Below are 16,305 nucleotides of genomic sequence, written 5' to 3' on the forward strand. Positions count from 1 at the left end.
GGCTACCGGATACGGAGCACGAGCCCAGTGCTTGCGATGAGGCCGACGACCAGCAGGACCTTCACCGCGGGCAGCAGGAACGCCATCGCCTGTTCCATGAAAAAGAGCGACCGCCAGGAGTTGACCGACCGTGCGACGACCGCGACGGCGCCCGCGCCCGCGACCAGTACGCAGAGGAGCGTGACCGACGCCGCCGCAACGACGCCAAAGGGGTTCGCACGCAGTCGCTCACGCATCGGGCACCACCCGCCGACCGACGACGAGGACCACGAACAGCGGGACGAGGACGGCCAGCAGACGGCTGACAAACAGACCGATGTAGCTGATAGTCGATTTGAGGTGGATCTCCCAGTGCCAGCTTCCCTTGAGCTCGGCGATGAGTCCGATTGTTCCGACGACAAGCAGTGACAGCGCCAGCAGCGTGGCGAGGGTGTAGACCAGGATTCGGAGATATCCGAGGAGCGAGACAGCGGTCAGTCGGGTGTTCGATTGCTCGGTGGCCATCAGGTTCCCTCCCCGTTCCAGTGTTGCTGATAGATATCGTACGTAATGACGGCGAGGACGACCAGGCCGACACCGAGGACCATCGCGCCCATGTCGGGTGGAAACGGAAGGTTGAGCCCTGATTCCGAGTGTATGGGGATAGTTAACATGAACTATGGTACGGACTGGCAAGTAAAAAACCATTGTGACCTGTTGTCTTGAGACAAAGTTTTTCTCCACGTAGCCCTACCCCTGTGATAGCATACCATGACATCACGCCGTGGCCTGCTGCTCCGACTCTCCGCACTCACCGGAGCGGCCGGTCTCAGCGGCTGTTCGTCCCTGCTGGCCAGGCAAGCGGAGTCGCCGACGGGTGACTTGGACCCGAACCCCCGAGCCGACGAACTCCCAATACGGCAACACGCCTGGAACGAGCGCCTTCGGAGCGATGCCGCCGGCAACGACCTGTTGCCGCGTCATTTCCGTCTGTTCATGCTCGACCTCGACGGGTCACCGTCAGATCCGGCCGCGGAGACTGTCGAGCTAGCGATGCGAACGCTGGAAGACGCCTACGAGTTCACCAGTTCGGGACTCCTGCATATGCTTGGCTGGGGGACGAGCTACTTCGATACTTACGGGTCGCTCGATTCGTCCCCGATACGCAGCCCGCGGGTCCTCTCCCGAACGGACGATCCCGATCTGCAGGCCTTCGACGCAATGCTCGTCCTCGCAAGCGACGTTCCCTCACACCTCGCGGCCGCCGAATCGGCGATGTTCGACACGCGGCCGACGCTCGCGGACGCGGAGATTCAGGGTCGACTCGGCGACGTGTTCTCCGTCGCCGACCGCCGCGGCGGCTTCATCGGCGAGGGGCTTCCGGCGGCCCACGCCGACGCGGAGGGCGTCCCCGCCGACATCCCCGAGGAGTCGTATATGTTCTCGGGCTTTTTCGCCGGCCGGGCCGGGACGCAGGCCAGCGAGGACCGCGTCACCATCGACGACGGCCCCTACGCCGGCGGGACGACGATACACCTCTCGCGAATCAACGAGGCCTTCGACAACTGGTGGGAACTCGCCCAGTCCGACCGCGTCAAGCGACTGTTCTCGGCGGAGTTCTCCCCGGAGGACATCGACAGAGGTGCCCTCCCCTTCGCCGACATGGTCCGCGAGCACGCGAGTACAGAGGGCGAGGTCGGCCACTTCGAGAAGGTGGCCCGCGCCCGCAAGGACGGGGAGCCGATTGTCCTCCGGCGGGACTTCAACACGATTGACGGCGGCCAGGCCGGGATTCACTTCCTGTCTCTACAGGAACGCCCGCGGGACTTCGAGGAAGTTCGGGACGCGATGAACGGCTGGTGGCTCCGAGAAGAGCACGAAGACCTCCGGGACCGACAGAACAACGGCCTGCTGGAATTTATCGAGGTTGCGTCACGCTCGAACTTCTACGTCCCGCCGCGTGACAAACGGGCCTTCCCGGCCCCGTAGCTGTCGCTCGCGTATAGGGAGGGGCCACGAAAACAGTGCGAGACCTGACGTCGGCAGCGGCTCACTCCTCGTCGTCGTCCGTCGTCGTGTCGTTCTGGTTCACGTCGCCCGGCCAGACGCCGTGGTCCCAGACCTCGAAGTCGTTGAACGTCTCTGTCGCACCCTTCGGCTTCCACTCACTCTCTTCGTGTGCCATTGTATATCATCTGTCGTAGTGACCGGGCTTAAGTTTTGGTGCCGTCACTCAGACGGCGTTCCCGGCGGTTTCTGCTCGTCCGTGACTTCGTCGAGGAACGCGTTCGCGTAGAGGTCGACGTGCATCTTCAGGACCGCGTTCTCGTCGAGGCCGCTCTCCTCGGCCTGTCGGCTGAGCAACGCGGCCAGTTCCTCTGTCGGTTCGTACTGTACCTCGCGGCCGTCAACCTCGAACGCCACGTCGTGGGACTGTGAGACGAGGTGTTCAATCTCCAGCAGCGCCTGCTCGACCTTCGTTTCCATCGCCGCGTCGATGTCCTCTAACCGCCGGTCGGCCCATTCCTGGGCCGCCTCGTACAGGCGGTCGCTTACCTCGAAGACGAGCGTCAAAACGACACCCCCTCGCCTTCGAACTCGGGCGTCCACAGCGTCGTCTCCTCACACACCGGACAGTTCTGTCGGCGCGGCTGCCCCTCGAACGCCGAGAGGTCGATCATCTGGCCGCATTCCTCGCAACTGTAGTACGTCATTCTTCGGACGGGGGCCACGACTGTGGGGCCGGGTCCGACTCGGTTATCTCGGAGTACAGGACCACGAGCGCGCCGAGCACGATGGCCAACACCAGTACCCCGGCGATGCCGCCCAGCGCGTTCTGACCGACGAACGTCGCTGTTCCGGTCGCGAAGTCGATGGCCGACAGTACTTCGAACAGTGTCAGTAACAGCCAGACGAACGCACCCAATACCACGAACGTGAGTATCTTCGACTGGTGGACCGCGGTTCGGAGTGTCATTGTCGTTCGTGTATGACAATGACCAGCAAGCATTATAAATATAGGGCGTTACTCGTCAGCGAGTTCCCACTCCGCCTTCTCGGCGGCGTCGGCGAGCGGGATAAACTCCCAGCCCGTCCGGTCGGCGATGGGCTCGTCGTCCGGACGGCCGACGAGGACCATCCGCTCGGCGTAGAACATCGAGTGCTCGTCGATGTCGGCGAGGCGTTCGGCCGGTTCCTGACCCGCGCCGCTGAAGAAGTCGGCGTCGATGCCGTGGTCACGCTGGAACTTGTTGATGACGAACGCCTCCACGTCGCCGACGATACCAACCCAGTCGGCCCACGCCCGCGCCTCGCGGAAGACCAGTTGCGGGTCGGCGAACTGCCGGGCCGCGTCGTAGGTTACGGCCATCGTCATGTCGTCGATGCCGCCGCCGTGGGGACCGCTCGCTTCGACGGGTTCCTCGCCGGCAGCGGGGTCCTCGGCGACGTTCGAGGCCGGGTCCGTGTCGGTCGCGGCCGCGCCGCCCGCGCCGCCGCTGTCCGTCGGGATGCCGACCGGCTTGTCCTTGTTTTCCCGCGGGACGTGAGGGACCGCCTGGCCTCCGGGGTCCGCGCTGGCGGTATCTCCGCCGTTCCCTCCGACACCAGTGTCCGAAGCAGGACCCGTTCCTGCGGCCGCGCCGGGACTCTCAGCCTCGGCGTTGCTGTCGGGCCGCACCGATGCGGTCCCAGTCGCTCCGGGGTCGGGTTCGTCCTCTGGGTCGCCCTCACCACTCCAGAACCAGTCGCCCCGGTTCGGCGTCTCCTCGTCGTCCTGTACGTCGAGTTCGTCGAGGTCGATTTCGTCTGTCATTCTCCGAGTGTCGTGTCCGCTGGTAGTGTCGATTGGTCGACGGCGTCCGCGAGGCCGAGTCGCTCGATTGTCTCGGATGTGGGCCGGCCGTCGGCGTCCCAGCCGCGCTGACTGTAGTACTCGTCGAGCATCGCGTCGAACGACTCGGCGTCGATTGCCGCGCCAGCGTTCGGGCCAGAGTCGAGCGGTTCCTGCAGCTTCGCCGGAAGTTCGTCGTCGGCTCGGGAAACGCCTTCGCGGACGTTGAACAGGCGCGTCAGATTCCACACCCGCTCGCCGACTGTCGCGAGGTCGCCATCCGTATCTAGGCCGACAGCGTCGAGCCACTCCGCGCCGAGGTCCTCGAAGGCGTCGCCGACGAAGTCATCGACGACGAGACACCACAGCACCGAGCGCTGGTCCTGTTCGCGGATGACGGCCGCGGCCGCCCGCTCGGGGCTCCAGTCGCCGTCGAAGGCTTCCCGCTCGATGGGGAGCGCCCGCCGGTGACAGGCCCCGCGGTCGCTGGTTGCGTACGCCAGCGCCATGCTCCGTGCGCCGCGGGGGTCGTACGCCGGCAGTTCCATGGCCTTGACCGTCGGCAGGAGGTCGTCCCCGCCCAGCCGGGCCGAGGCCGCATCGACGCCGTCGGCCAGGGCGTCGCCGAGCATCGTCTCCCGTGCGACGATCTCTTTGAGGAGCGCCCGCGCGTCGTCGGGACTCCCGTAATCGAGCGACTCGTCGAGCAGGCCGGCGTCGCCAGCTTTGATCGCCCACGCGACGGCGCTCCCGGCGCTGATGAGATCGAGCCCCAGCCGGTTGCAGGTCTCGCCAAGCGCCGCCACGGCGTCGAAGTCGTCGATTCCCAGGCCGGCCCCGAGACTCATCGCCGTCGCCCCGCGCGGGACGGTTTCGCCGTTCTCCGTCTCGACGCGGAAGCCGCCGGGGCTCCCGTCGTCGTCGTACTCCCGACCCGCGGCGAGTTCCTGCACGGCCTCGATGCCGACGCCGTCGGCCCCCTCGAACTGGCCGTCCTCCCAGCCATGCGTCGAGAGCGCGCCGACCTCGTTGGCGAAATCGACCGTCTCGACGGTGCCGCTGGCGTGGAGCCACTGCCCGGTGTCGCCCTCGCGATATCGGGTTGCGTACTGTTCCCGTAGCTCCGCGAGATCCGTCGGCGGGTCGCCGCGGACGACGACTGCTTTCAATCGTTTTGCACCCATCACGGCCCCGGCACCGCCCCGGCCGGCGTGGTGTTCGCCGCCGTCGGAGGCGATGGTCGCGAACGCGACGCCCTGCTCGCCCGCCGGGCCGATGCACGCCACCGCCCCGTCGGGGAACGCCGCGTCGGTTTTGGCCGTGTCCTTGCCCCACGTCTCAGCAGGTTCGACGGTCGCGCCGTCGTCCTCCACGACGAGCTTGACCGGCTCTTGGGCGCGACCGGTGACCAGAATCCCGATGTGGTCCTGCAGTGCGCCAGCCAGCGTGTCCGGGAACGTCCCGCCCGCGTAGGAGTCGAGGAAGCCGCCGGTCAGCGGCGACTTCGTGACCGCCGCGTAGCGCGTCTCGCCCGGCAACAGCCCGGAAACAGGGCCGAGCATGAAAAGCAGGACGTTCTCGGGACCCAGCGGGTCGGTGCCGGCGTCGAGTTCGTCGTACAGATACCGAGCGCCGAGTCCCTTGCCGCCCACGAACTGGCGACGCCAGGCCTCGGGGACCGGACGGCTCTCGACCGACGCCGACGACAGATCGACGTAGAGCATCCGGTCCCGATTGGCCACTGTCATCACCCCACACTCTGCCGGCTGTCGACTAAAGGATTACCCACAGCGCGAAGCACCTTTCCCTCAGACCCGAGAAGTCGGGGTATGCGCGCAGGAGTCATCGTCTCGGGCGGCCGGTCGACGCGGTTCGGCGACAGCGACAAGGCCGTCGCCGACCTCGCGGGGACACCGATGATTCGCCGCGTCGCCGACCGACTGGGACAGGTCGTCGACGACCTCGTCGTGAACTGCCGCGAGGACCAGGTCGAGGCTATCGACGCGGCGCTGTCGGGCCATACACTCGACCCGACGTTCGCACTCGATGCGGACCCGGACCAGGGGCCGATGGCGGGCATCGCGACCGGGCTGGAGGCCGTCGACAGCGAGTACGCCGCCGTGGTCGCGTGCGATATGCCCTTCGTCGACCCGGGCTTTGTCGACTATTTGTTCGAGCGGGCGGCGTCCCACGAGGCCGCAGTGCCGCGACCGGACGAGTGGTTCCAGACGACACAGGCGGTGTACCACGCCGAGGCGATGCGGGCGGCCTGCCGGCGAGCGCTGGAACGCGGCGAGCACAAGGTCGTCGAACCCGTCTTCGACCTCGATTACGTCGTCGTCGAGCGCGAGGACGTGCTCGAACACACCACGCTAGAGACGTTCGAGAACCTCAACACCCGCGAGGAGTTCGAGGCCGCGGCCGAACAGTTTTGAACGAACGGGGCCGGTGTCGGCTCGTCTCAGACGACTGCCACCAGCGGGTCGTCGGCTCGCATTTCCGCGAGCACCACGCGTGGCACGTCGGCGCGGTCGTGAATCGCCTCGGCGACGGCCCGCGCGCTCGCTTCGAGGTCAGCGTCGTCGACCATGTTGAGCAATGGAATCGCTGTCGCGCCGGCGGGGACGTCTTTCAGCCCGCCGCGGCCGCTGGCGAGGACCGCGGCGACATCTCGCGGTCGAATCTCGTCGCCGGGGTCGAGCCCGGTAATCGCGGCTACTTCGTTGACGCGATGGACGAGGTCGTCGGTCAGCGGTTCGCCGACGACGTGGGCGCTTGCGATAGGCACGACCGTCGACGCCGTCGGGGGTAGCTGTGGCTCGCGGTCGCTCGGCGCTTTGAACTCCCGCATCCGCGCGCCGTCGGCTTTCACCAGAACCGGGTGGTCGATGTCGGTCAAGTCGGCGACAGTTTCCGGGTCGTAGCCGCGGTAGCGGTCCGGCCGCTCCTGTGTCGGGACGACGCCCAGCGGCCACGCAGTCGCATCCTCGATTGCTTCCCGCGGGGTTTCCGTCACGACAACGTTCTCGACCCAGCCGTCGAAAATCGGAATCCGGACCGTCGCAGAGACGACAGCGTGGTCGAGGCGACGTGCGAGCGTTGCCATCGTCGTCTTCTTCCCCCCAGCGCCGACAAGGCAGGTGGTCCCGTGCTGCGCGTCCAGCGCGTCGACGATGTCCATACGCACTACACGGCAGTAGTCGGATTAACCGTTACCCTGGTGCGCACGATAACGGAACCGGACCAGTCACGTCATTTAAGAGGTTGTGCTGTGAACAGTTAGCAAGGAAATGCTCGAAGACGACTTCGGTCGCGAGGTCTCCGGTGTCCGCGTCTCCCTTACCGACCGGTGTAACTTCGACTGCGTCTACTGCCACAACGAGGGGCTGGGCGACACACGGGGCCCGATGGAGGCACAGGACGACGAACTCACTGCCGACACCATCGTGGCCTTCCTCGAAGTCGCCGCCGAGTTCGGCGTCGACTCGGTGAAGTTCACGGGCGGGGAGCCGATGCTCCGGGAGGACTTAGAGGAGATTGTTCGGCGTGCCCCCGACGAGATGGAGGTGTCGATGACGACCAACGGCACCTTCCTCCCCGGCCGCGCCCCGGACCTCGTCGACGCGGGCCTTGAGCGGGTCAACGTCTCCCAGGACGCGCTCGACAGCGAGGCCTTCGCCGAGCTGACACAGAGCGGGGCCTACGACCGCGTCCTCGAAGGCGTCGAAGCGGCGCTTGACGCCGGCCTCGCGCCGGTGAAGCTCAACATGGTCGTCTTCGAGCCGACTGCGGGCTACGTCCCGAAGATGGTCGACCACGTCGCCGAGAACCCCGGGCTCCAGCTCCAGCTCATCGAGTACATGCCGGAACTGGCCGGCCATCCGGAGTGGGCCATCGACATCGACCGCGTCCACGACTGGCTGGAAGACCGCGCGGACACGGTCGAACACCGCGAGATGCACGACCGCAGGCGTTACTGGATACACAGCAACGAGGCGGCGGTCGAAGGGAGTGGCGCGACCACCTCGCTGGCCGCGTCCGACGGCGGCGTTCAGACGGAGCCAGTCAACAACCAGAACAGCGGCATGGTCGAGATCGTCGACCCCGTCGGTAACGAGAACTTCTGTGCGAACTGCCACCGCGTACGGCTCACCCACGACGGCTATCTCAAGGGCTGTCTGAACCGCAACGACGACCTGCGGGACATCGGCACGACAAAGGAGTCGATGCGCGCCGCGTTCCGCGAGACGGTCGACACCCGCGTCCCCTACTACGGCGAGTACATGGTCGAAACCGAGGACGGCGAGTGGGAGATAAACGAGGAGTACATCGACACCGACGGGGACCGTGCGCCCTACGAGTACTCGGAGTAGCGGTCGCCGCGGGCAAACGCTCTTGTTTTTCCATCGTGAAGACCGGCCAGAATGAGTTTCCCGTTCCGCGACCGAACCGCGATTTCACTGTCGTGGAACGAACTCACCGGCGCTGTCGGGGACTCCGCGACGGTGCTCCCGGTCGTCGTGGCCGTCGCCGTGCTGACGGAGCTCTCGCTCCCGGTCATGCTGGTCTGGTTCGGCGTTTTTCAGGTCGTCTGGGGGCTGTACTACGGCGTCCCGATATCGGTCGAGCCGATGAAGGCCTTCGCCGCGCTGGTCATCGCCGGGACTATCTCCACCGGTGAACTCGTCGTTGCGGGGCTCCTGCTGGCGGGCATCCTGCTCGTACTCGGTACCACGCGGTCGCTCGGGACGGTCAATCGGTACGTCGACGACACCGTGGTCCGGGGGGTCCAACTCGGCGTCGCACTGGTCCTGCTAGAGACGGGCATCGGTCTCGGGCTCAGCGACCCAACACTCCTGGCCGTTGCCGTCGGCCTTGTGGCCGTCTTCGCACTTCTGGGCTACAGTGGGCAGAGCGCCTTCGCCGTCTTCGTCCTCGGCGTCGTCCTCGCCCTCGCGGAGACCGGCGTGCCGACGCCGGCCGTCCCCGCTGTCGACGCCATGTTCATGCTTCCAAGCATGACACTGTCGGTCCAGACGGCAGAGGCCGTCCTCGCTCAGATTGCGGTCACGGTCGGCAACGCCGCCATCGCCACGTCAGTCCTGCTTGCGGACTACTTCGACCGGGACGTGTCCGCGGACCAACTCTCGAACAGCATGGGGCTGATGAATCTGGTCGCGGTCCCCTTCGGTGCGTTCCCGATGTGTCACGGGAGCGGCGGCGTCGCCGGAAAGTACGCCTTCGGGGCCAGAACGCCCGGCGCGAACCTGATTCTCGGCGCGGGCTACGTCTTGACCGTGTTCCTCGCCGTCGGCGTCATCGCGGCCTACCCGACGGCGCTACTCGGGGTCATTCTGGTACTAATCGCGCTCCAACTGGGCTGGACCGGCGTTTCTAGAACAGATGACCTCGTAGTGGTCGCGGCAATCGGTGTTCTCGGCGTACTCGTCAACCTCGGTCTCGCGTTCGCCCTCGGCGTTCTCGTCCAGCAACTGCGCGCCCGGGTGTGACTCGACGGCCGGCCCCCACACGCTTGTATCAGGAGCCCGAAGGGTCGACTGATAGATGCGTCCCGCAACGGAACTCGAAAACTTGCTCGGAGAGGCGGAGTCACTTACCATCGTCTGTCACAACAACCCCGATCCCGACTGTCTGGCCAGTGCGCTTGCGCTCGGCCGTATCGCGGCCGCCGTCGGCATCGACGAGCGGCGAATCCTCTACAGCGGCGAGATTTCACACCAGCAGAACCGCTCGTTCGTCAATCTCCTGGAGATGGACATCCAGGAGTTCGATGCAGCCGACGTGACCGACCGGGAATCCTCGGAACTGCTCGCCTTCGTCGACCACTCGATTCCGGGATCGAACAACCGGGTTCCCGAGGACATCTCGGTCGATATCGTCATCGACCACCATCCCGCCGAGGACATTGCGGCCAGGTTCATCGACCACCGCGTGGAGATCGGGGCGACGGCGACGATACTGACCGAGTACCTGCGGGACCTCGACATCGAACTCGACGGCCGCTTGGCGACGGCGCTACTGTTTGCCATTCGACGGGAGACGCTGGGCTTCCTTCGCGGCGTGACGCCGGACGAGTACGGGGCGGCCGGCTTTCTGACAGCGGCGGCTGATTCGGACCTGTTGCGACAACTCTCCTCGCCGTCGATCAGCGGCGCAACTGTCGACGCTATCGCGGACGCCATCGGGAACCGGACGGTCCGCGGCTCGGTGCTGATCTCACACGTCGGACGGACGCCAGAGCGGGACGCACTGCCGCAGGCGGCCGACTACCTGGCGACCCTGGAGGGCGTCGATACGGCCATCGTCTTCGGCATCGTCGAGGACACTATCCAGCTCAGCGCCCGCTCGACGGACTCCCGGGTCAACATCGGTGACGTTCTGAGTGAGTCACTGAGTGACGTGGGGAGCGCGGGCGGGCATCGGGAGATGGCCGGCGGCGAGGTGCCGCTCGGCATCTTCGCCGATTACACGAGCGACGACACCGTGCTCGTCGATATCGTCGAGCAGGTGATTTCGGCGCGGCTGTTTGCCGGATTGAACCTCTCCGAAGAGAACTGATCAGCGCAGCCCTCAGGACAGCCGGAACGTTTCCAGGTTCTTCGGGTTGTGGGTCCGCATGTTGAACTTCTGGTACAGCGCCGAGGAGAGCTGGTTCGTCGAGGACTCGTCGCCGTGGACACAGAGGATCTTCTCCGGCCGGGGGTGCATCGTCTCGACGAACGACTCCAGTCCCTGTCGGTCGGCGTGCCCGGAGAAGCCGTCGACCGTTTCGACGCCCATCTTGAGGCTGACCCGTTCCGCTCGCGGGCCGCTGGTATCGCCGAGCGTGATCTCGTCTTGGCCGCGCTGGATCTGGCGACCGAGCGTTCCCTCGGCCTGATAGCCGACAAAGGCCATCGTGTTGTCAGGGTCGCTGCCCAGCAGGCGGAGCCAGGACATCACGGGGCCGCCGGTGACCATCCCGGAGGTGGTGAGAATGATAGCCGGCTCGTCGTCGGTGATGTCCCGTCGCATCTCGTCGCCGCCGTCGACCTGTGCGAACTGCTCGGCGAGGAACGGGTTCTCGTCCTCATACAGGATGCGCTGACGGAGGTCCTCGCGGAGGTACTCCGGGTACGCGGTGTGGATGGCCGTCGCCTCGCGGATCATCCCATCGAGGTACACCGGCATCGTCGGGATGTCGCCCTTTCGCATCGCTTCTTCGAGGACGAGCATGAGTTCCTGGGACCGCCCCACAGCGAAGGCCGGAATCAGGATTTTGCCCTCCTTCTCGTAGGCTTCGTTGATGACGTCTTTGAGGACGCGCTCGGAGTCGGACTGGTCGGTCTGGTAGTCGTTTTTCCCGCCGTAGGTCGACTCAAGCACGAGCGTCTCCACCCGCGGGAAGTCGTTGACAGCGCCGTCGAGCAGCCGAGTGTCCTTGTAGTGAATGTCGCCCGAGAAGGCGACGTTGTACCGCCCTTCGCCGATGTGGAAGTGACACACCGCCGAGCCGAGGATGTGGCCGGCGTTGTGCATCGTGAGCTTGATGTCGGGCGCGATGTCGGTGACATTGCCGAACTCCAGTGGAATCGTGTGTTTGAGCGCGTCCCGGACCTGCTGGCTCTCGTAAGGCGGGGTGCGGCCCTCCTTGGAGGCCACATCGAGGTAGTCCAGTTGGAGCAGCCCCATCAGGTCCCGCGTCGGCGCGGTCGTGTAGATCGGGCCGTCGTAGCCGTATTTGAACAGGATAGGGATGAGCGCGGAGTGGTCCAAGTGGGCGTGAGTCAGGACGACGGCATCGATGGAGTTCGGCCCCGCCGCGAGGGCTTCGGGGGCCTGGAGATACGGGACCTCGCCCTCAGCCCCGGGCTTGTCGCCGCAGTCGATGAGGATGCGTGACTCGGGCGTCGAGAGGATGAACGACGCGCGACCGACCTCCCGACAGCAGCCGAGCGTAGTGAGTCGGACCCAGTCCTCGTCGGCCGTGGTGGGGCGGTTGATCTGGCGGCCGACGCGCTGGAGGATGTCCCGTCGTTCCTCCCGTTCCTGCTTGAGGTAGTTCCGGACGTTCGAGACCGTCGAGGACTCCATCGGCGGCGTCCGAACGACTTCGGGGGTCCAGCCGACGGAAGCGGAGATTTCGTCGAGGGTCGCGCCGTGGCGGCCGATGACGCGGCCGGGCTTTTCGGCCTCGATGAACACTTCGCCGGTCTGGCGGTCGAAATCCAGGTTCTGGACGCCGGCATCCTCGGGAATCGTCTGCGTTATTCGAGCCCGGGCTTCGTTCGGCGGGACGAGGGCTTCCTGCGTGGGGCGAACGTTGATACGTTTGCGCAGCGTCTGTGCGAGGTTTCTGACGATCCCGTCGCGGTTGGCGACCGTCTGCGCGTCCGGCGTGTAAATAACCAGTTCCGGTCCCTCGAACGCGACGGATTCGATTTCGATGTCGTCCGGTGTCTCTTCTTCGACCTGTGCTTTGATTCGATCAAGTGTCTCGTCTGCGGAACTCATAAGTTTGGAGATGGAGGCCCGATAGCCGTCGGTAAAACCACGGCTCTCGACTGCCGTTATCTAGCGGGAGTGCAAGCACGGTAAAGAACCTTTGCTTGTCTCGGTATGTCATTGTATGGTCGTGTCTCGGCAGGAACCGGCGAATTTTAGTGTGGGACTGCGAGTTGTAGTTGTATGGGCTTTGGTAGCTACGATGAATCCGAACAGAAGGACAACGACGTAGACGCAGACGACAGCGAGGGCGTTGCGGTCCACGAGAACGACCACGACGGGTCGGTCTCCTTCGAGACGGAGGCGACCACGAGCGACCTCGTCGACAAACTCGGCGACATGAAAGACGAGGACGAGGAGTAACGCCGCCGCCACTCCCGACTGCGCTTACTGGCCGACTTTTTCCGCGAGTTCGCCGCGCTCGTCCAGTTGTTCGAGGATGTCGCTGCCGCCGATGAACTCCCCGTCGACGAACGTTTGGGGGATAGTCTCGCGGTCGCTGTGGCGCTCCAGGGCTTCACGATAGGCGTCGGTTGCCTTGAGCACGTCCACTGTCTCGATGTCGTCGCGGTGCTGTTGCAGTAGTGCGAGGGCCTTCTTCGAGTAGCCACACTGTGGCATCAGCTCGTTGCCTTTCATGAACAGCACGACCTCGTTGTCCTCGATGACGCTGTCTACCTGGTCCGTGACCTCTTCGGGCGAGAGTTCTTCGGGCTCGAATGCCATACCCACACTAACGGCGTCGGCAATAAAGGCGTACCGACGGGGCGAGCGAGTCCACAGCGTCGGGACGCTCGACTACTCGGCTTCCTCGGGCGTCAGTGTCGTCAGCTCGATAGCGTGAATGTCGCGGGTGAGATGGTCCCCCAGCGCGTCGTGGACGAGCTGGTGCTGGTCGACTAGTGATTCTCCCTCGAACGCCGGGGACACCACGCGTACGGCGTAGTGTTTGTCGTCGTCGGGGTCCCGCGGTGTGGTGACCGTCGCCTGTGCTTCCGGAAGCGCTTCCTCGATGAGTTCGGCGACTGCATCCTCGTCCATACGCGCTCTGAAGAGAGCGGCAGGCAAAACAGTTGGCGTCACAGTCATGCCGCGGTCACTAACTGAGCGACAGTTGCCGGCCGATACCGACTCCGAGGGCGGCCAGTCCCAGAAGGGTGAGCGCGACCCCGCCGAACCGGACTGCCGAGAACGAGGCCACAAGCCAAACCGTCCAGAGCGCGACCACCAAGGCAAGCCCGCCGGCCACGATCAACAATCAGTCTGACGAACCGCTTCATGTCCGTGTCTGTGGTGATCGGCTGTAAATTCCCGCCAGCTGAACCACAGGTGTTTGTGCCTCGGGTACGTAGGTCGGATATGAGCGACGCAACGCTCGTCTACGACGACGACTGCGGCTTCTGTACGTGGTGGGCGGACTTCATCGACGAGCGGTCCGACCTCGAAATCGTCGGGTTCTCCGACCTCGACGACGACCTGCTGGAGCGACTTCCGGACGACTACGAGTCCTGCTCGCATCTGGTGACCGGGGAGGAGGTGTACTCCTGTGGGGAGTCCATCGAGACAGCGCTCACCTACACTGACATAGGCAAGCCGGCGCGGCCGCTGGTCTCGTTCTTCCGGCAGTTCGAAGACTACGAGCGGTTCCGCGAGCGGGCCTATCGACAGGTCGCCGATAACCGTTCGAAGTGGGGGAAGGTCATGTCGAAGACGCCGCCAGCGCGCAGGGACGGCACGAACTGACGACCCCGGACCCTGGCGTGTTGCAGATCGCCCTCGCTGACCGGGCTGACGTAGCGCAGAATCGACACCGAAACTGCGTGGCCGCGACGAGGAACGCCGGCAGGTAAATAACCGCCAGCGCCCGGTGGAACAGCACCCGGACGAGCCAGTACCCTCTGGCTCCCACGGCAGCACACTCCGGATGTGGCCCAGACACAGACTGACCGTACGGGCGACGGCTGTGTCAACCGCATTCAGCCGTTATCTGCCTGTTCAGGCCATCAGTTGCTGGTGGGTCGGCTTCATACAGCGGTCCTGGACGACGCGGCGGCCGGCCGCTTCGGCACGTTCGACGGCCTCGTCGTCGTGGATGCCGAGCTGGAGCCAGATGACGGCGTCGTCGTCCCGTTCCAGGGCCGCGTCAACGATGTCGCTGACCTCGTCGCTTGGCCTGAACACGTCGATGATGTCTATCTCGCCGGGAATCTCTGACAGCGAGTCGTAGGCCTTCTGTCCGAATATCTCGTCTGCGAAGGGATTGACCGGAATCACCTCGTACCCCTGTTCGTTGAGGTACTTCGGGATCTCGTGAGCGTCCTTGCTGGGGCTGGTCGAACACCCGACGACGGCGACGCGGTCCAGTTCGAGGATCTCTCGGAGTTCGTCGTCCGAATTAACGGGCATACACGGATGTTCGCCGGGCAGCAACAAAAGCGATTGCCTGCACGACCTACTCCGTAGGCTCGTCGGCCTCTGTCGGTTCCTGCAGGTATGTCTGGCCCCACGCTGCCATTTCGGTGATTACGGACTCAAGTGACTCCCCGTGTTCGGTGAGCGAGTAATTGACGCGAAACGGTTGTTCGTTGATTACTTCCCGGTCGACGAGCCCTTTCTCCTGTAGGTCTTCGAGGCTGTCAGAGAGCACTTTGGAAGAAATCCCGTCGACGTTCTCTTTGAGTTCGTTAAATCCTGACGGGCCGTTATCAAGCAGTCGGTGGATGATGACGGGGTGCCACTTCTTCCCGATGAGGGACGCCGTCGTGGTTATCGGACACCACTCTTCGCCAGCACACCAGACGGAGAGCTTCTCCGGTGAATCACTCATATCTTGTCGGGATTTCGGCCGCGGCCGGCTAATAACTACCCCTGTGCAGGTAGCTCAGCCATGAGAGAGTAATTATATTTTTCTCCGGTTATTCAGTGTATTCTTGTATGGTTGCAGTCACCGTGTGGAACGAAAACCGGCACGAACGGGCGACAGGCCCGGCCAATGCGATGTACCCCGACGGGATCCACACGACGTTGGCTGAGATGCTTACTTCGTACGGCCACACTGTTCAGACAGCGACACTCGATGACCCTGCCAACGGACTAGCCGAGGAGGTACTCGCCGAAACTGACGTGTTACTGTGGTGGGGAGATGTCGCACACGATGCTGTCAGCGATGCGACTGCGAGCCGCGTCGAGCAGGCTGTCCGTGACGGAATGGGGTTCATCCCGCTCCACTCCAGTCACGAATCGAAGCCGTTCGAGGCACTCATGGGAACGACTGGCACCCTGCGCTGGCGCGAGGAGGGCGAGCGCGAGCACGTCTGGGTCGTCGAATCGAGCCATCCAATTACCGACGGGCTTCCCGAGGAGTTCGAACTCGAACGAGCCGAGATCTACGGAAAGGGGTTCGACCTGCCGATACCGGACACCCTGGTGACTGTAAGTTGGTGTGGCGACGGCACAGTGTTTCCCAGCGGGTGTTGTTACTATCGTGATGCAGGACGGATATTCTACTTCCAACCCGGCCACGAGACGTTTCCAGTGTATCACCGGCCGGTCGTCCAGAAGCTCCTGCACAACGCTGTTACGTGGGCCGCGCCGAATGAGACCGACCACCGCTGTGCTGGACAGTCCTGACGGTCAGGACAACCGTTGTGCTGTCTGTCGGCTCCCGGTTACCCCTCCCTCTGTTTGATTGGCCGACCGGAAAGGACAGACTGTCTCTGTAAATAGGTGATTAGGAGGCGTCTTTCGGAACGGTAGGTGCTGTTTTACCTCGGGAGGGTGACCGAAGGCGACTGCAAACTTAGGGGACTGGGTCACGACCGTGAGCCAGCATGCGCGGACAACAGCGGAGCCGTAGACCGATTCCAAAGGGTTTGTATCTAATGACTTCGGAGAATGGCCTATGACAGAGAACGTGGTCGTGCTCGGTGCGGGGTACGCTGGCGCGGGGGCAATCAAGAGTTTAGAGGACGAGCTAGACGGTGTGGCAG

General features: G+C 64.4%; 24 protein-coding genes. 9 read left to right on the plus strand and 15 right to left on the minus strand.

Annotated features, from left to right (window positions below):
* Positions 1–2: 2 nt before the first annotated feature.
* Genes C442_RS18925 through C442_RS22320 form a run of 3 tightly spaced genes read right to left on the minus strand, consistent with a single transcriptional unit; the run spans position 3 to position 653 of the window.
* Positions 3–236, minus strand: a complete 234-nt coding sequence (locus C442_RS18925; RefSeq protein ID WP_049943106.1) for a hypothetical protein — start codon at positions 234–236, stop codon at positions 3–5.
* On the minus strand, positions 229–504 hold the full coding sequence (locus C442_RS18930) for a hypothetical protein (RefSeq protein ID WP_008313247.1): 276 nt from the start codon (positions 502–504) through the stop codon (positions 229–231). Before C442_RS18930 ends, C442_RS18925 begins: the two co-directional genes overlap by 8 nt.
* On the minus strand, positions 504–653 hold the full coding sequence (locus tag C442_RS22320) for a hypothetical protein (RefSeq protein WP_167320682.1): 150 nt from the start codon (positions 651–653) through the stop codon (positions 504–506). Before C442_RS22320 ends, C442_RS18930 begins: the two co-directional genes overlap by 1 nt.
* Positions 654–750: 97 nt before the next feature.
* Between C442_RS22320 and C442_RS18935 the strand changes: the two genes are divergently transcribed.
* Entirely contained in the window at positions 751–1,968 is a 1,218-nt protein-coding gene (locus tag C442_RS18935) for a DUF7405 family protein (RefSeq protein ID WP_008313249.1), read from the plus strand.
* A 61-nt stretch (positions 1,969–2,029) separates the two neighbouring features.
* On the opposite strand, the gene C442_RS22955 is transcribed toward C442_RS18935, so the two are convergent.
* Genes C442_RS22955 through C442_RS18955 form a run of 6 tightly spaced genes read right to left on the minus strand, consistent with a single transcriptional unit; the run spans position 2,030 to position 5,562 of the window.
* Positions 2,030–2,164: a hypothetical protein gene (locus tag C442_RS22955; RefSeq protein ID WP_008313251.1), complete on the minus strand. Its 135-nt coding sequence runs from the start codon at positions 2,162–2,164 to the stop codon at positions 2,030–2,032.
* Between the two features lie 44 nt (positions 2,165–2,208).
* Positions 2,209–2,553, minus strand: coding sequence for a hypothetical protein (locus C442_RS18940; RefSeq protein ID WP_008313253.1), 345 nt, complete (start codon positions 2,551–2,553; stop codon positions 2,209–2,211).
* The gene (locus C442_RS22325) at positions 2,550–2,693 is read right to left on the minus strand and encodes a hypothetical protein (protein ID WP_004591875.1); all 144 of its coding nucleotides are present in this window, start codon (positions 2,691–2,693) and stop codon (positions 2,550–2,552) included. Before C442_RS22325 ends, C442_RS18940 begins: the two co-directional genes overlap by 4 nt.
* Positions 2,690–2,956, minus strand: a complete 267-nt coding sequence (locus C442_RS18945) for a hypothetical protein (RefSeq protein ID WP_008313256.1) — start codon at positions 2,954–2,956, stop codon at positions 2,690–2,692. The genes C442_RS22325 and C442_RS18945 overlap by 4 nt, the downstream gene beginning before the upstream one ends.
* Before the next feature lie 48 nt (positions 2,957–3,004).
* Entirely contained in the window at positions 3,005–3,793 is a 789-nt protein-coding gene (locus C442_RS18950) for a DUF7124 domain-containing protein (RefSeq protein WP_008313258.1), read from the minus strand.
* Positions 3,790–5,562, minus strand: a complete 1,773-nt coding sequence (locus C442_RS18955; protein WP_049943107.1) for an aldehyde ferredoxin oxidoreductase family protein — start codon at positions 5,560–5,562, stop codon at positions 3,790–3,792. Before C442_RS18955 ends, C442_RS18950 begins: the two co-directional genes overlap by 4 nt.
* Positions 5,563–5,640: 78 nt before the next feature.
* Here C442_RS18955 and C442_RS18960 point away from each other — a divergent pair, with 78 nt between their 5' ends.
* Positions 5,641–6,246: a molybdenum cofactor guanylyltransferase gene (locus C442_RS18960; RefSeq protein WP_008313262.1), complete on the plus strand. Its 606-nt coding sequence runs from the start codon at positions 5,641–5,643 to the stop codon at positions 6,244–6,246.
* Positions 6,247–6,272: 26 nt separating this feature from the next.
* Here C442_RS18960 and yqeC read toward each other — a convergent pair whose 3' ends face one another.
* Positions 6,273–6,992 (minus strand): selenium cofactor biosynthesis protein YqeC, encoded by a 720-nt coding sequence (gene yqeC, locus C442_RS18965; protein ID WP_008313263.1) that lies wholly within the window; start codon positions 6,990–6,992, stop codon positions 6,273–6,275.
* A gap of 109 nt (positions 6,993–7,101) precedes the next feature.
* On the opposite strand from yqeC, the gene moaA reads away from it, so the two are divergent.
* Genes moaA through C442_RS18980 form a run of 3 tightly spaced genes read left to right on the plus strand, consistent with a single transcriptional unit; the run spans position 7,102 to position 10,390 of the window.
* Positions 7,102–8,184: a GTP 3',8-cyclase MoaA gene (gene moaA / locus C442_RS18970; protein ID WP_008313265.1), complete on the plus strand. Its 1,083-nt coding sequence runs from the start codon at positions 7,102–7,104 to the stop codon at positions 8,182–8,184.
* A gap of 51 nt (positions 8,185–8,235) precedes the next feature.
* Complete coding sequence (locus tag C442_RS18975; protein WP_008313267.1) at positions 8,236–9,321, plus strand: putative sulfate/molybdate transporter; 1,086 nt, start codon at positions 8,236–8,238, stop codon at positions 9,319–9,321.
* A 55-nt stretch (positions 9,322–9,376) separates the two neighbouring features.
* Positions 9,377–10,390, plus strand: coding sequence for a DHH family phosphoesterase (locus tag C442_RS18980; protein ID WP_008313269.1), 1,014 nt, complete (start codon positions 9,377–9,379; stop codon positions 10,388–10,390).
* A 12-nt stretch (positions 10,391–10,402) separates the two neighbouring features.
* Here the strand turns inward: C442_RS18980 and C442_RS18985 are convergent, their stop codons facing one another.
* Positions 10,403–12,325 (minus strand): beta-CASP ribonuclease aCPSF1, encoded by a 1,923-nt coding sequence (locus C442_RS18985; protein WP_008313270.1) that lies wholly within the window; start codon positions 12,323–12,325, stop codon positions 10,403–10,405.
* A gap of 174 nt (positions 12,326–12,499) precedes the next feature.
* Between C442_RS18985 and C442_RS18990 the strand changes: the two genes are divergently transcribed.
* Positions 12,500–12,679, plus strand: a complete 180-nt coding sequence (locus tag C442_RS18990) for a DUF5786 family protein (protein WP_004516241.1) — start codon at positions 12,500–12,502, stop codon at positions 12,677–12,679.
* 24 nt (positions 12,680–12,703) lie between these two features.
* Here the strand turns inward: C442_RS18990 and C442_RS18995 are convergent, their stop codons facing one another.
* Both C442_RS18995 and C442_RS19000 read right to left on the minus strand, forming a co-directional pair.
* The gene (locus C442_RS18995; RefSeq protein WP_008313275.1) at positions 12,704–13,042 is read right to left on the minus strand and encodes a glutaredoxin family protein; all 339 of its coding nucleotides are present in this window, start codon (positions 13,040–13,042) and stop codon (positions 12,704–12,706) included.
* Positions 13,043–13,114: 72 nt separating this feature from the next.
* Entirely contained in the window at positions 13,115–13,357 is a 243-nt protein-coding gene (locus C442_RS19000; protein ID WP_004516243.1) for a BolA/IbaG family iron-sulfur metabolism protein, read from the minus strand.
* Between the two features lie 73 nt (positions 13,358–13,430).
* Between C442_RS19000 and C442_RS21885 the strand changes: the two genes are divergently transcribed.
* A complete protein-coding gene (locus tag C442_RS21885) occupies positions 13,431–13,583 on the plus strand; it encodes a hypothetical protein (RefSeq protein ID WP_161606638.1) in 153 nt (50 codons plus the stop codon).
* Between the two features lie 92 nt (positions 13,584–13,675).
* Positions 13,676–14,059: a thiol-disulfide oxidoreductase DCC family protein gene (locus C442_RS19005; protein WP_008313281.1), complete on the plus strand. Its 384-nt coding sequence runs from the start codon at positions 13,676–13,678 to the stop codon at positions 14,057–14,059.
* A 252-nt stretch (positions 14,060–14,311) separates the two neighbouring features.
* Here C442_RS19005 and C442_RS19010 read toward each other — a convergent pair whose 3' ends face one another.
* The gene (locus tag C442_RS19010; protein ID WP_008313284.1) at positions 14,312–14,722 is read right to left on the minus strand and encodes a CoA-binding protein; all 411 of its coding nucleotides are present in this window, start codon (positions 14,720–14,722) and stop codon (positions 14,312–14,314) included.
* A 46-nt stretch (positions 14,723–14,768) separates the two neighbouring features.
* A complete protein-coding gene (locus tag C442_RS19015) occupies positions 14,769–15,143 on the minus strand; it encodes a winged helix-turn-helix transcriptional regulator (RefSeq protein ID WP_008313286.1) in 375 nt (124 codons plus the stop codon).
* 107 nt (positions 15,144–15,250) lie between these two features.
* On the opposite strand from C442_RS19015, the gene C442_RS19020 reads away from it, so the two are divergent.
* Positions 15,251–15,946: a ThuA domain-containing protein gene (locus tag C442_RS19020; RefSeq protein WP_008313289.1), complete on the plus strand. Its 696-nt coding sequence runs from the start codon at positions 15,251–15,253 to the stop codon at positions 15,944–15,946.
* Positions 15,947–16,305: the final 359 nt, after the last annotated feature.

The organism is Haloarcula amylolytica JCM 13557 (genome assembly GCF_000336615.1).
GTDB classification, from domain to species: domain Archaea; phylum Halobacteriota; class Halobacteria; order Halobacteriales; family Haloarculaceae; genus Haloarcula; species Haloarcula amylolytica.